This window comes from Bdellovibrionales bacterium, assembly GCA_016714165.1.
Taxonomy (GTDB): Bacteria; Bdellovibrionota; Bdellovibrionia; order Bdellovibrionales; family UBA1609; genus JADJVA01.
On the sequence record JADJNU010000001.1, the window covers coordinates 472,205 to 485,927 of the forward strand.

Annotated in this window: 12 protein-coding genes; 6 read left to right on the plus strand and 6 right to left on the minus strand. The window is 44.1% G+C overall.

Annotated elements, in window-relative coordinates; all coding sequences use genetic code 11:
• Positions 1-78: 78 nt before the first annotated feature.
• The 4 genes from IPJ71_02105 to IPJ71_02120 form a co-directional block, all read right to left on the minus strand.
• Positions 79-771, minus strand: a complete 693-nt coding sequence (locus IPJ71_02105; protein ID MBK7842477.1) for a hypothetical protein — start codon at positions 769-771, stop codon at positions 79-81.
• Between the two features lie 116 nt (positions 772-887).
• Positions 888-2,696 carry a VWA domain-containing protein gene (locus tag IPJ71_02110; GenBank protein MBK7842478.1) on the minus strand — a complete coding sequence of 603 codons (1,809 nt, stop codon included), beginning with the start codon at positions 2,694-2,696 and terminating at the stop codon, positions 888-890.
• Between the two features lie 52 nt (positions 2,697-2,748).
• Positions 2,749-3,816: a hypothetical protein gene (locus IPJ71_02115; GenBank protein MBK7842479.1), complete on the minus strand. Its 1,068-nt coding sequence runs from the start codon at positions 3,814-3,816 to the stop codon at positions 2,749-2,751.
• Between the two features lie 386 nt (positions 3,817-4,202).
• Positions 4,203-4,655, minus strand: a complete 453-nt coding sequence (locus IPJ71_02120) for a hypothetical protein (protein ID MBK7842480.1) — start codon at positions 4,653-4,655, stop codon at positions 4,203-4,205.
• A 291-nt stretch (positions 4,656-4,946) separates the two neighbouring features.
• Here IPJ71_02120 and IPJ71_02125 point away from each other — a divergent pair, with 291 nt between their 5' ends.
• The gene (locus IPJ71_02125; GenBank protein MBK7842481.1) at positions 4,947-5,303 is read left to right on the plus strand and encodes a hypothetical protein; all 357 of its coding nucleotides are present in this window, start codon (positions 4,947-4,949) and stop codon (positions 5,301-5,303) included.
• A gap of 67 nt (positions 5,304-5,370) precedes the next feature.
• On the opposite strand, the gene IPJ71_02130 is transcribed toward IPJ71_02125, so the two are convergent.
• Positions 5,371-6,237 (minus strand): LysR family transcriptional regulator, encoded by an 867-nt coding sequence (locus tag IPJ71_02130; protein MBK7842482.1) that lies wholly within the window; start codon positions 6,235-6,237, stop codon positions 5,371-5,373.
• A 123-nt stretch (positions 6,238-6,360) separates the two neighbouring features.
• On the opposite strand from IPJ71_02130, the gene IPJ71_02135 reads away from it, so the two are divergent.
• The 4 genes from IPJ71_02135 (at position 6,361) to IPJ71_02150 (ending at position 11,665) form a co-directional block, all read left to right on the plus strand.
• Entirely contained in the window at positions 6,361-7,041 is a 681-nt protein-coding gene (locus IPJ71_02135) for a CADD family putative folate metabolism protein (GenBank protein MBK7842483.1), read from the plus strand.
• Positions 7,016-7,402 carry a dihydroneopterin aldolase gene (locus tag IPJ71_02140; GenBank protein ID MBK7842484.1) on the plus strand — a complete coding sequence of 129 codons (387 nt, stop codon included), beginning with the start codon at positions 7,016-7,018 and terminating at the stop codon, positions 7,400-7,402. Before IPJ71_02135 ends, IPJ71_02140 begins: the two co-directional genes overlap by 26 nt.
• Positions 7,399-9,405, plus strand: coding sequence for a dihydropteroate synthase (gene folP, locus IPJ71_02145; GenBank protein MBK7842485.1), 2,007 nt, complete (start codon positions 7,399-7,401; stop codon positions 9,403-9,405). Before IPJ71_02140 ends, folP begins: the two co-directional genes overlap by 4 nt.
• A gap of 535 nt (positions 9,406-9,940) precedes the next feature.
• Positions 9,941-11,665, plus strand: coding sequence for an amidohydrolase family protein (locus IPJ71_02150; protein MBK7842486.1), 1,725 nt, complete (start codon positions 9,941-9,943; stop codon positions 11,663-11,665).
• A gap of 211 nt (positions 11,666-11,876) precedes the next feature.
• Here IPJ71_02150 and IPJ71_02155 read toward each other — a convergent pair whose 3' ends face one another.
• Positions 11,877-12,725 (minus strand): LysR family transcriptional regulator, encoded by an 849-nt coding sequence (locus IPJ71_02155; GenBank protein MBK7842487.1) that lies wholly within the window; start codon positions 12,723-12,725, stop codon positions 11,877-11,879.
• A gap of 88 nt (positions 12,726-12,813) precedes the next feature.
• On the opposite strand from IPJ71_02155, the gene IPJ71_02160 reads away from it, so the two are divergent.
• Positions 12,814-13,599 carry a hypothetical protein gene (locus IPJ71_02160; GenBank protein ID MBK7842488.1) on the plus strand — a complete coding sequence of 262 codons (786 nt, stop codon included), beginning with the start codon at positions 12,814-12,816 and terminating at the stop codon, positions 13,597-13,599.
• Positions 13,600-13,723: the final 124 nt, after the last annotated feature.

The following is a 13,723-nucleotide window of genomic DNA, read 5'->3' on the forward strand; positions in this document are numbered from 1 at the left end:
TAGAGAGTACCAGATCATTGATCGAGGACAGATTTTCAGGCGTCCTTGTGGGGCGGAATCTTCCTCAGCTCTTTGGTTTTATTTCCATTTAGGGTTGCTATAGGCGGCTATACAAATTGAGTTGGCATCTAAGTTCACCTTCTTTGCTTCTTGAAAAGTCCGAGTCCACTCAGGAGGTTTGAATCGAGTGCTATGCTTAAAGAGATAGTAATTGTAGGCCGTATTTGGGAGAGAGTTTTTTTCAGTTCCAGAGCGAAGGAGAGAAAGCGACTTTTTCGCTTTCTTCCAAAGTTCGGGGGATTTAGGACAAAGAAAATTCGTGTAGCTTGATTCCTGGTAAATATTCAGCGAAGAAGCAAACTGGTCCCGCTCAAAAACGACTTGCCGGATCTGGCCGCGTCTTTTCTCAATTCGTCTGAGAATAACTTCTGCAATCGTTCGGAGAGCGAGGTCCTCTTGTTCTGGGCAATTGGCTGCAAGAGTTTCAGCATAAATAAGGCGAGCCAGGATTTCTTCGTCATCAAGAGCTGATTGATCAAATAACTGAGTATATCCCTGATACTTGTATTCGTTCCGAGAATTGTTTTTCTGATAAGTCTTTATTTTCTCAAGGTCAGAATTTTCATCGAAACATTTGGGTAAAGAGTCGTTTGTTGATTGCACAGGACCGGAACTCGCTTTCTTTCCCGTTGCAATCACTTCCGCATGCAGAGGAGAAAAATGAAACATGACACAGATCAACACTACAGTCACCATTATAGATTTAACCATGGCCTTCCCAATCATTTTCAATTTTCTTTATCTTCGGCATGAACGTCGATGGAGACAAGACAATACTCCTGTCGCTCGATGAAAGCCCTGGTTTTAGCCGATTTTTTTACGCTCTACTACAGCTGTGAATTGAGCAGACTTGCAATGCGGCTCTTGACGTCTTTGGGTGTGACTCGGAATGCATCTCCGCCGGTGCTTCGAGCTGTCATAATCAATTCCTCCATCAAACCTTCATCCGCCTCCATTCCCAAAATATACATGGGAATTCTAAGCTCAGCCGCGATTTTTTTGATTTGTGCCTGATCGAGCCTGTCGTCTCTCGATGCGCCATCAGTCAGAACAATCAGAACAGTTTTATCCTGTTTGTGCTTCTCTTCTTGCTCGAGCAAGTCATGAAGGGCAACCGCAATACCATCAAACATGGCGGTTCCACCCTCAGTCTTTAAAACTCTGGCCAATCCAATAAAGCTCATTTTTTGTTTGTTCAAAAATGCTTCGATCGGAAGTGCTCTGGTGACTCGATCGTCAAATAATATAAGTCCCACTCGGTTTTCGGGGCGAATAAACTCAGCTCCAATAATCAAGGATTCAATGACCATCTCAATCCTGTTATATTGGTTCATAGATCCGCTAATATCACCCAGAAAGACTGCGTTCACAGGGCGACCGGAGGTTTTTTCCCGTTTCCAAATTTTTTGCATGGCAATAAGATTTTTTCCGCTCACATGACTACCGGAGACATAGTCCGGTCTGCCAAAGAATCCCATTTCACGAGCCATTTGTTTTGCGTCTGCACTTTGTTCAGCAAAGTGAGCAAAGTCTTTCAGGATTTCCATTTTTTTCTGGTCGAGATCGCTTGAGGCATAGAGGGGATTTTCATGAGGTTCTCCAAATGGAAGGAATAAGAATTTGTCCCGAAGATCAGCTGAATTAATGAAGGTCTGATACTCCATCACCATCGCATCCAGAGACTCTCCGCCCTTTACGGCCTCACGCATTTGTAAGGTCGATTCATAAATTAATGGGACACCATCCTGAAATTTTCGGAAGGCATCAGTGACCAAAGGACTTGAAAAATCGGTTTGGCTTTGAGCGGCCAAAGTCTCTAAAACGGTCGCCAAGAAATTTAATCCGGTCGAACTTGAATAGGGGTTTGTATATCCCATTTTAATTTTACCGCTATTGACGGCATCAACAAGATTTGCCACCGAGAATTGAGCTGTATCGACATTATTATTAATTAGTCGGAGTTTTTCCTTTGAAATCACGATTCCGGCTACATTCTGGACTAAACTATCGCTGATTTTAGTCAGAGGCACACCTCTTGCCTCTGCCATCCTTACCCACAAGCTATTGGAGGGCGAGAAGGCTTCAACAGAATAGGCCTCGTCCGGTTTGAGCTGTTGCTGCACCAGGAACTGATAGGCTGTTCCAGAATCAATTCGGCGAATCGCTATCTTTCCAGCTTTATTTGGAAGTTCATTGTAGAGGCGTGCCATTTGGTTCAGCCAATTGTCGCGGCCTTTGTCTGTTGATTTTTCGGTAGATGAAAAAATCTCCACCGTTATGGTGTGGTCGCCGGTGTCCGGCAGAACAGGAACTGCGAATGTGTCAATATCAGGAATGGAGAAACTCAAATCCGATTGGATTTCATAGCCGTCCTCTGAAGTGGCTGATGGAGATCTATCATCCTTCATTCCGCCCCCTGTGAAGTGAATTTCTCCGCTGAATTTCCGTTCCTTGAGATTTTTTAGGTTGAGTCGCCCGACTTGAGCGCTGAGGTTGGCGAGTCTTTGCTCTCGGCTATTTCCAGAGATTTCTTCTTTTTTTTCCTGATCTGATTGTCCCCACGGCCACCAGCCAGCAAAAGAGGGGGCCGTCACTCCCATAAAAACTGCCATGAAAGCGGCGTAAATGAAAGCCATGAAATTCGAATTGGAGTTGGATGAATTGTGCATTTGAATCGGCCCCTTTTGTTTAATTCTGCTCTGGAAGTACTGTGACAGGGATGTCTTTGAACTGAGAATCTAGCTGGCTGAAATTGCCCTGTTTTGTGCCAATTTTCTCTAAGGTGCTTTGCCAACGTTGAGCAGCTCCAGGACGCTGGCCCTCTTTGAGGTGAGTGATCATGTCCTTTTCCCATTCGCTATTGACAACAAGATCAGCTGACAATTTTAAAGTTGTCTTTGCAGTCCGTGTCCAGGAAAGGTTTCGGAGACTCTCGTAAATTTTGTCGCCATCGGCTGGAGAAATCTCGTCATAAGGCACAAAGTCATAAACCCTTTCTCCGCTGTCTTTCAAGTCATTGAATTTCCAATCATCGATGTCCGCAAGATTCAATTTTCCACTTACATCAGGAGGAAGATCAGCCAGGTACTTGTAGGGAGCTCTGGTTACAAAAAATGCACAGGCCTTGTTGTCAAGAGCTGCGCGAATTGAATTTTGGGTTGCATCAAATTTGATATTTCCAGCAGAATCCAAAGTTGGTTCAACGGGAGTGGCGTCGATCTTTCCGTATGCAGATGGGTAGAACGCCTTTAAATTTTCAAGAGTCATGGCTCCACCGCTCTGAAGTGAACCAACAAAAACGGTTCCCTGGCCCTTTTGCGATAGACTCTCTAGGTCAGCGAAGGACTTAACTCCGAGATCACGATGGCAAACCAGATGGGCATGCTCCTCGTAGGCCCTGGAGGCAATTCTCAGGTCAATAGGGTTGTCCGCAGAGTTCGATCTAAACCAGGCTGTTGCATCATGCTGAATAACAGCAACGTCACATTTGTTACTGTTAATGGCTTCAATGTTTTCCTTTGATCCCGAGGTCGAGTAAATTTCCACATCAAAAGTCTTATTGCCGCCCGATGCTTCGAGCATGTGCTTTAAGTACTTACCCACCTTTATGTATGTGCCGCTCTTGCCTCCACCACAGACCCGCACTTTCACTTTCTCACCATTTTCTGCTGCAGCAGATGAGTTTGGCGAGCTTGCCAGGAATACTGCGAGTGATAAGACCGTAGATAGAAGACTCAATTTATATCGGGTTTGCATCTGGAAGATCCTCCAATTTGTACTTTTAGATAATGACTTCGGAAGGCTACCCTAGCAATTGTTGCGCCAATCTTATGAGACTCCCGTGGAAATCAAAATCTCTGAAACTCCTGAAGAATCTGATTTCCTTGGAATCGGTGGGACAGAAGAAGAGTGAAAGATAGTGAGTGTTTTGTAAAATTGATGAAGATATTTCGCGAGGAGTCCGTCTCTTGTTTTCTGCTTTGAAAGAGAATTGATGGCATGCTGCATTAAGTTGGAGACTCCTACTTCATGCCATCATTCATAACGATAATGATCAGCCGAGACATTAAAACTTGCGAGCGAGGGTTTTGCAAGGACCTCTCACCTTGCTTGACGATTCTCGATCGAAATGATTTTAAACTCTACAGCTCATTGACGAACTTGAGCGTTTCGCCGTCAGGTTTTTCGAGACTGAGTTCGATGAGTCCTGCCGGAAGGTCATGGCACAGTCGAGTTCTGTGATCGCTTACGGTGATCCTCTCAACTCCCGCATCTGTTACTCTTTCGCCGTGATAGGTATTAGATCCGCAACTGGTAGACGAATACCTGAGTCTGTAGTAAGTCTCGTTAGGAAAAACAACCCTCTCACAATTGCCGTCGATTCGATTGTTCGTCACTGCAAACGACCGAGTCATCTCAGCTTCATCGAGAACGAGCTCTCGATAAATAGAACAGTGAGGATTGGGTTTTCCCACTGAATCGATGGGAACCATTTTGAATACACCAGGAGTGAGCCGAATTTCTGGTGGTGGTTTTGCGAGCGCCCCAAATGCAGTAAAGATGGCAACTAAAAATACGCTTTTCAGATAACTCATATAATCCCCCAAGAATAGGTTTTTGGACTCTCCATTGAGTCCGAAAGACAAGCTTCAAGTTGATGTTAATAAAAGGCAAGTTTGAGAGGGGCGATGTAATGTTTTCATTAATGAGGTGCCTGTCTGCTCCTTCGTCTGGAAAAAGAGTCTTGGGTAATTTTAGCTCACTTCTACAGGCGAAAATAATTCAACCAGTAATCAAAATACTTAAACTAGATTTTACAAGCATACAGGTGATAGTATGCCGGTCGGTTCGGCCGTTCATTGCAACAATTTTTGTAGAGGTGGAGCATGAAGTGTTTAGTTCTTGTGTTGTCTGTGATGTTTTCGGTTTCATTTGCCTTTGCTGAGCTTGAAACGGTTAAGGGAGCCAAGCAAGACATCAAAGCTCTAAAAAATGAGATGTTGGTCAAACTCAATGATGTTGAGAAAGAGATTGAAGAATTGCGAGCGAAAGTGAAGGAGAAAGGCAATCAAACTCTCGAAGAAACCATCAAAGAACTCGAAGAGAAGCGCACCGGAATCCGTGCCGAGGTGGATTCCTTGAAACAGGATGCGAGTACCAATTTGAAGACTTTGAGAAAGAAACTCGGGGATGCTTTAGATTCCCTTCATGCCAAGGCCAAAAAAGCTCTCCAACAAGATTAGCCGGTGGCCCTATCTCTTCTCGTTTTGTTCCTGCTCCTGTTTTGGTTCGCCGAGCGAGTTTCTCAGCTTATAAGAGTTTAACTGGGGGATTAAAGTGATCCATCAGTTTAGTCTTAAAGGCCGCGTGGACTCCTGACTTCTCAGATCCAACCCTCTCTAATAACCAAATATAATCAATCATTTTGTTTGAGCTGGGTCGAATAATTTTGAGCCCCTTTCGTGTTTCAGGAGAAGCCACAAGATATTTTGGGACAACCCCAATTCCAGCTCCCTCTCGAACAAGGGAGACGACCATTTCGGCTGTTGAAGCAAAGACACGAACGGGAATTTTTTTGGGACGTCTGTTGAAGTGAATATCGAGCCAGCGACGGATGGGCTGATGATTGAAATAGTAATCAATAATAGAAGTATTTAGGATTTGTTCGAAAGTGGGATTTTCGGGAAATATGTTGACCGAGGAAATGAGAACCAACTCTTCCTGGCAAAGGGCCTGGGAGCGAACAGTCTTCTTTTCAATAGAAGGGAAAATTGAGAGACTGAGATCGATACGACCGCGATTTAAGAGCTGATTCAAGCACGAAGGAGAGTCAAAGACCATTTTTATATTAGCCTCTGGAAATTCCTGAATAAAATCCTTGAGTAAACCGGTCAGTTTCGATTTTGCAAACTCAAGGTAGGCGCCAATTCGGAGCATGCCAGAAACCTCAATTTCACGGCCTCTGATTTGTCTTAAGGTTTGAAGGATTGCGGATTGCGATCGTCCAAACTCCTGATAAATATTTAGGCCGTCTTTTGTGGGGATCAGTTTTCTTCCTCTTCGATCAAATAGAGAAATTCCAAGTGAGTGTTCCAGACTCGTTATGGTCTGACTTAATGCGGAAGGTGTGACGTGCAGGGTCTCGGAGGCGCGTTGGTAGTTGCCCGATTCTATCACTTGGCAAAAGATCGAAATTTTGTTGAAATCAATATTATTAAGTTTCACTAAACGATTGAATTAGTATATTGAGATTACCTTATCAAGTGAATTTGTTAGAATCCCTCTGATCTAGGAGGACTTATGACTGATTTGTTTTCTGCTTCGTTTGAACATCTTCATCTCTTAAAGCATCCATTCTATCAAGCTTGGGCGGCCGGAACTTTGTCACATGACCTGCTCCGCAACTATGCCACCCAGTACTATTTTCACGTTGACTGTTTTCCACGATATTTGGGCGCTATACACTCTCACTGCGAAAACCAGAATCAACGAAAGAAAATTTTGGAAAATCTAAATGAAGAGGAAGGAACTTTTTACGGGACTTCGCATCCAGAACTTTGGCTGCAATTTGCTGAAGGACTGGGCGCTCATCGCGATGAAATTCTCAGGGCAGAACCTGGTCGTGCAATTCAAAATGTGATATCCCATTTTTTTCAATTTTCTCGATCCTCTTTTGAGGAGGGACTGGGCGCGCTGTATGCATATGAATCGCAGGTGCCGGAGATTGCAGATTCGAAGTTGGAGGGGTTAAGGTTGCGGTACGGAATAGATGACGAGAGGACGCTTGCTTTTTTTGAAGTTCATCGAAAGGCCGATATTGAGCATCGCTCTGTCATTTTGGAAATGCTAGAGAATCTGCCGCATGAGAAAAGGCAACTGGCTCAGAATTCTGCTATCGGAGCGGCTCAGTCACTTTGGGATTTTCTGACGACAGTGCAGGAAGAAAGAGAGAGTTGTGCCCCAAAACAGCTTTGCATGTAGTGCCCTTAAAATTGAGGAGTTGACTCTTTCTGTGCGATTGGGGTGCTCAAAGGCCGAGAGATCTAAAACCCAAGAGGTTCGGGTGTCAGTTGAGATTCGATTTCTTAAGTGTCCAAAAGGAGCACTGACGGACTCTCTCAACGACACGATTTGTTATGCGACTGTGTCCGAGGCGATCAAGAGACACTGCGAGTCTCGTGAATTTCATTTGGTCGAGAGAATGGGTTATGATATTTATGGTCTTGTTCGAGAGATAGTCGGTTCCACCGACGATCTTGGAATTTCTGTTCACAAAATGCATCCGCCGGTCGAGAATCTTCGCGGGGGAGTCATCTTTCGGTGTGGGGATTTTGTGACATGAGATGTTTTGTGGGTTTCGGTTCCAATCTGGGCGATCGAAGATCCAATTTGGAAATGGCCGCAAGGTCTCTTGCGAGTGAAAGGGAGGCTCGGTTGCTTCGGCGATCACCTCTTGTCGAAACTCCGGCACTGGTTCCTGAGGCTGCGCCTTCGCACTGGCGGAAAACATTTCTGAACGCTGTCGTTGAGATAGACTGGTGCGGCAGTCCCACAGAACTTGTGAGATGTCTTAAGAAAATTGAAATCGATCTCGGGAGAGAGTCGGCCCCTCGGTGGGCACCAAGATCACTGGATCTTGATCTTCTCACTTTTGGAGACCAGACACTTCATAGCGAAAATCTTCAGGTGCCTCACACGGAGATTTTTAATCGGCAATTTGTGCTGACGCCGCTCAAGCACCTTTCCCCCTCATTGAAAATTCCGGGACATACAGAGAGCGTACTGGAGCGCAGCCGTTCCTTGGATAATCCACTTCCTTTGTGGATGGGCATTTTAAATTTTACGCCCGATTCCTTTTCTGACGGCAACGAACTCTCTTCTTCTGAAAAGCTGGAAGATCTATTGGACGTCTTTGATCGAGATAATACGCAGATCCTTGATTTGGGGGCTGAATCAACCAGGCCAGGCGCCCATCCGCTCTCTCCCGAAGAAGAGTGGGGTCGGCTCGCAGCAAAGCTCGAATTGGTTCTTGAAAGATTTCGAGGTCGAATGTTTCACCCCTGCATCAGCGTAGATACCTACCACCCGGAAACAGCTGCGAGGCTTTCGTCCCTTGGCGTGGAAATCATCAATGACGTCAGTGGATTGGCAAACGAGGGCATGCTCGAAGTTCTCAAAGGGTCAAATTGCCAGTATGTATTGATGCACAGTCTGACAGTTCCTGCCAATCCAAATGTGAAATTGAACGTTGATGATCCCGTCCAGAGCATCATTGACTGGGCCCTAAGGAAAATGGACCAACTGGATCATTCTGGTGTCAATCTTGACAGGGTAATTTTCGACCCGGGCATTGGTTTTGGAAAAACTGGAGAGGATTCGATGCTTCTCCTCGAGCAAATCCAAAGATTTTTTCTCTTCCTGTTCGAATTCTTGTTGGACATTCCCGAAAATCCTTTCTCAATCAATGGGGCCATCGCGAGGCAGGGGATCGTGATCCTGAGACTTTGGGTGTTTCCCTCAAACTTGCAGAGAGAGGCGTTGATATTTTGCGCGTACACAGACCTGATCTCCATCAGCGCACGTTTCGCACTTTTCGGGAGGTCTGAAGTGAAACCCCTGTCGATCCACCCCATTCAGACTCGAATATTTCGTCAACGTGAAGACCTTTGTGACTTTATTGTTCAATCGATTCCCAGCCAGCTTGTTCACGAGGGGATTTTGCTGGCCGTTACATCAAAGGTACTGAGTCTTGCAGAAGGGAGATTGATGTCCCATGCCAACATTTCAAAACGAGAAATCGTAAAGAAGGAGGCGGACCTTTACCTTGGCGAGATCGGTCACGGTTGCTTTCTTACAATCAAGAACGGTCTTCTTATACCTTCGGCGGGAATTGACGAATCCAATTCTGAAAATGGTGACTTGATCCTTTACCCGGAGGATCCCTTCGAAAGTACGCAGGAGCTTTGGAAGGATCTTCGAAAGGCTTGGAATATAGAACGCCTTGGTCTTGTGGTGACCGATTCTCACGACACCGCTCAGAAGAGGTGTGACGGGAATATGTTTGAGTTATGCTGGATTTCGTGGGTTCAAAATCTTGTTGGTACACGTGACTTATTCGGTCGTGAACTTCGTATGACACAGATGAATTATGCAGATGGTCTTTCGGCCGCTGCTGTTATGATGATGGGTGAAGGGGCTGAAGCGAGGCCTCTTGCTATCATTGAGAATGCCGAAGTTCAATTTTCTGAGGAGGTCATAAAGGAGGAATTGCAAATTCCTCTTGAAGAGGATTTGTATTATCCTCTCTTGCAAGCTTTCCTATCAAAAACAGATGGGCGTGGCTAAGAAAATGAGAGGTCTTTGAGAGTAATTGGTGTGGCAAGACGGAATTTGAGGATTCACCAGATCTAGAGATTTATTGGGTCTAATTGCCAGCGGGCTATAGGGTGCCATTCCTATTTTTTGGAAAAAAATGGGACCGATAGCCCACTTACATTAATCTTCTACGTAAGGTTCTTGATTTTGGCCCACTGGACCGGATACGAATTGGTTCAAAATTTGCAAACACATTTGTTCATGTATAAAATTAACTCTCTAATTCAGGTAAAGGTATTTTTTCACTGCAGCAGTTCACTTTAATTTTAAGCTTCTGTATAGCAAATTTTGTCACCTCGCCGTCGTTTGGGGCTGAGGGGGAGAACCAAGTCTTTTAGATGCCCATGTTCATATTGATCTCAACGAAAGTGGAGAAATAGAGTCCGTGGACCGCAAGCTCGATCATTTTTGAAGAAAGGCAAACTCAAAAGGCTCTGATTATTTCCCCGCATACATAGTAGATGATCAGTATAAACCTTTTAGGGGGAAGCTTCATCTGCGAGATTTGTTTAACCAAAAGACAGCAGAGCTTATTAGAAAACATCCTGACCGGCTAATGGGGTTATGTGGATTGGGTCATAATTGGTCTGATGGAGCAGAAATCACGTCGATGTGTTTGAAAAATGAAGGTATGATAGGCATTAAGCTAAGGATTTCAGATGATGACAGCATCGAAAGACTCACGGTCTCCTCTATTTTTAATAATGTTGTCCGATCGATTAGAAAAAATCGCAACAAAATAAGAATGATTCTGATACACATGCCTGGAAATTACCCTTGGGTAGCAGCTAATCCAACTCTTCATTCGGCAGAAGTTCGAAATAATGAATATTCAAAAGATGTAAAAGAGATAGAAAAACTGATCGAACTAGGGCATCTCTTCCCAGAGATTCAGTTTGTTGTTGCCCACTCTCAATCCTCATACGAATTAGTTGACGAGCTTTCAAAGAGATTAAAATTAAGAAATTTAAGGAACTTCTGGTTAGAAACTTCCACAGCCCTTACTACACTTGATTCTGATAGATATAAGCCCATTGATGAAAAGGACTCTTGGAGAAAGTATGCGGAATCATGGAAGCGGTTTGGAATAGACAGAGTTTTATTTGGTTCAGATCAGATTATTGGTGAAAGAGGTGTTTTCGAAAACGATTATGATAGCGGTGAAAGGTTTAAGAACGAAGTATCAAGTATATTAAATAGTCCCTTTTTGCGTTTAGATGAAAAGGATTCCATACTTGGGTATAACAGCGAAAACTTCTTTAATATTGTCTGCGATAAATGCAGACCAGACTTCCTAGAAGTAAAGAAATCACAAAAAGCCGAAATAGCTAAGAGAAATTTTGACACAACAGTTCTATTTGAGAGCAATGGGCAATGTAAGAACTTTTATGAATGTTCATGTCAAGGTACGAATTCTACTAGTGACGGCCTTGTTATACCAATGGCAAAAGTGTTGAGTAACAATATGCTTTTTTCTGAACTCCAACAGGAAATTGACAGTTACTTTGTTGAGTGGATAAGGAATCCTATTAGAGGACAAAATAAAATAGACTATGTTATTTCTGAATATGTGAAAAATCATAAACTAAATGAAAAGCTCTCGCATTGGATATCAGTTTTGAGGCTTGTTAGAGAGGACGCCTATCAGATATTTTCCGGGAAGATTGGGCAAGAGCAAATGGCCAGGCTAAGTTCGCGTCTCGAGAAAATTACAGTGGCCAATGATTTTTTAGAAAATCCTGAACTACTTTTTGATATTACTGCTCATTCTGGGCAAGATATTTTGGTTGGGGGCCTGTTGGCAGAGTCGAATACAAGTTTTGCGGCGATCTATTCTACACTAGCTCATGAAGTTGCCCATAAACTATCAGAATTGGGTTCAGAATATTTTGGGTCAACTAAGCGGTGTATCCAAGAGAGTATGTCTGAGGAATTGGTTTTGCCTGGGATTGTTGTCAGCCAAGAGGAGGTTTGGGCCGATACTTTCGCAAGGGAGAGTTTAGCAATTAGAATGCAAAAGCTAACCTGGGATGATGAAACTAAATCCAAAGGACTACGAAACACGTTAAGAACCTTTTGTGGCTACCTTGGCTCTAAAAGCGGTCATCCGTCTGGGCGGTGGCGAATTGAAAGTTTAATGGATCATCCTGTCTTAAATCAGATTGTAAACAGTATTGGACCAACTATGCCCAAACCAAATCTCAATCAATGTGCAATCACTCGTTCATAGCTGACAGGGTTTATCGGGATATTTCAAAATTCCTCGTCCGAATTTGTATGTGCCCACATTTCAATGGATGGGGCCTGGGTTTTTGTAGAATCCTAAGTTATTTCTCAACTTTCAGAAAGAACGAGTTGAGTCCCGCAGAGGCCTTGAAACTCTTTTTCGATCGAAAATTTCCAGCCTTCGTTACGAAGGGACTGACCAGTTACAAGATTTACTAAATCGCAATCGACTTCAAAAATTCTACAATGCATTTTGTGCTGGCCGTCTTTGGCAAATCGGCTCTATAGATAAAAGTCACTTCATCGGTATAGTGGGGATGCTTTTCGAGTCTTCTTAAACTCGGTGCCATTGCTTTTACTACACGAGTTGGCAAAATCGCGATTCCGGCCCCCGATCCGGCCAGCATGGCAATGACTTCCAGGCTTTCAGAGTAGATTGTTCGTTCGTAATTTTCTTTTTGATTTAATTTCTTTAACATAGCCTGCGCCTGAGGCATGTCGGGGTTATAAATCAATACATTGTCAAGCCCACCTGAGACTCCCCAAAAACAAACTTCGTCAGCTGCCAACTTGTAGATGACGAGATCGGAGTGCCTAATTGGATTTACAACAATTCCGAAATCAATACGGCCTGAGATCACTCCCTCGCAAACGATCCGAGATGAGTTGTGCACAAGATTGATTTCGATACTGGGATAGTTTGAATAGATCTCTCTTATTACATTTTTTAGCGCGTAAATGGCTACCGAGGGATGACACCCCATCGTAAATCGGCCAACAAGTTCGGTATGGGATCTCTTTGTTTCAGATACGACGGCCTGCCAACTTGCAAGTAATTGATTGGATTCACGGAGCAGCCTTTGCCCAGATGTTGTCAGCACGAGCCCGCGACTTCGACGTAAAAAGAGTTTCACCTGGAGCAGGTTTTCGAGTCTCTTAAGTGCCAAGCTGAGAGCTGGTTGGCCAACGCCCAGTCTTTCGGCGGATCGGGAGAGATTTCCCGTGTGTGCAATATCTTGAAAATATCGCAAGTCCCAAGGGTCCGGACAAGTATTAATATTCATAATAGCAATTCATATACTATCAATTTAAATAAATACAAGGATTTGGGTATAAATCTGTACAGACATTTAAATATATGGGGGGCGCAAAATGAAAAATTCAGTATCTCGCAGGGGTTTCTTTAGGGTCGGAATGGGTGCTGCAGGCACCTTGGTTGCAGGTCGCACACTCGCAGAACTGTGCGGTCAGACGACCGGCGAACAGCCACTGGGTCCATTTTTTCCAAAACCAGGGACTCCTGAAGACCCTATTCGAGAAGACAGAAATCCCGCAACTCCGATCTATCTCGCCAATGACGGTGATTTAACGATTGTTAAGGGGAGAAGTGGGGTGGCGGATGGGCAAAAGGTTTACGTCAAAGGGCAAGTGACGAATGCTGCTTGTCAGCCTATTCCAAACGCAACTCTCATCGTTTGGCAGGCGTCAAAAAGCGGACGCTACAATCATAAGGGTGATGATGAAAACCATGATTTTTATCATCCTAAAACGGGTGAGATCATAAAGAGAACCATGGATCACTCCTTTCAGTACTGGGGTAAGATACTAACAAATGAAAAAGGTGAATATGAATTTAAGACGATCGTTCCTGGGTTTTACCCGGCTGATTTGCGAAGCGGTTGGTATCGACCGCCGCACATTCACTTTATGGTGTCCGCGACAGGATACCCACAATTTGTTACCCAGCTTTATTTTAAAAGTGACAAGATTGATAACAATGAATGGATTCAGGAGTTAAATTTAAAGGATGCGATTTTGCAAGGATCCAGCATCACGGATGAGCAAAGGGAGAAGCTTGTTGTTGATTTTGTCGAGAGCAAGGATCCCTCTTATGCGGATGGATTGATTGGCCAATTCAATATTATCTTAGCTCGATAAGCATTACACGCTGAGCAGCCTTTGGGGCCTCGTACGAGACCCCAAAGGCCCAACCCAAGAGAGAAAGGTTTGGAGATAATAGGCCAATTCAAAGCATTGGACTTAGCAGATTGTATGCCATATA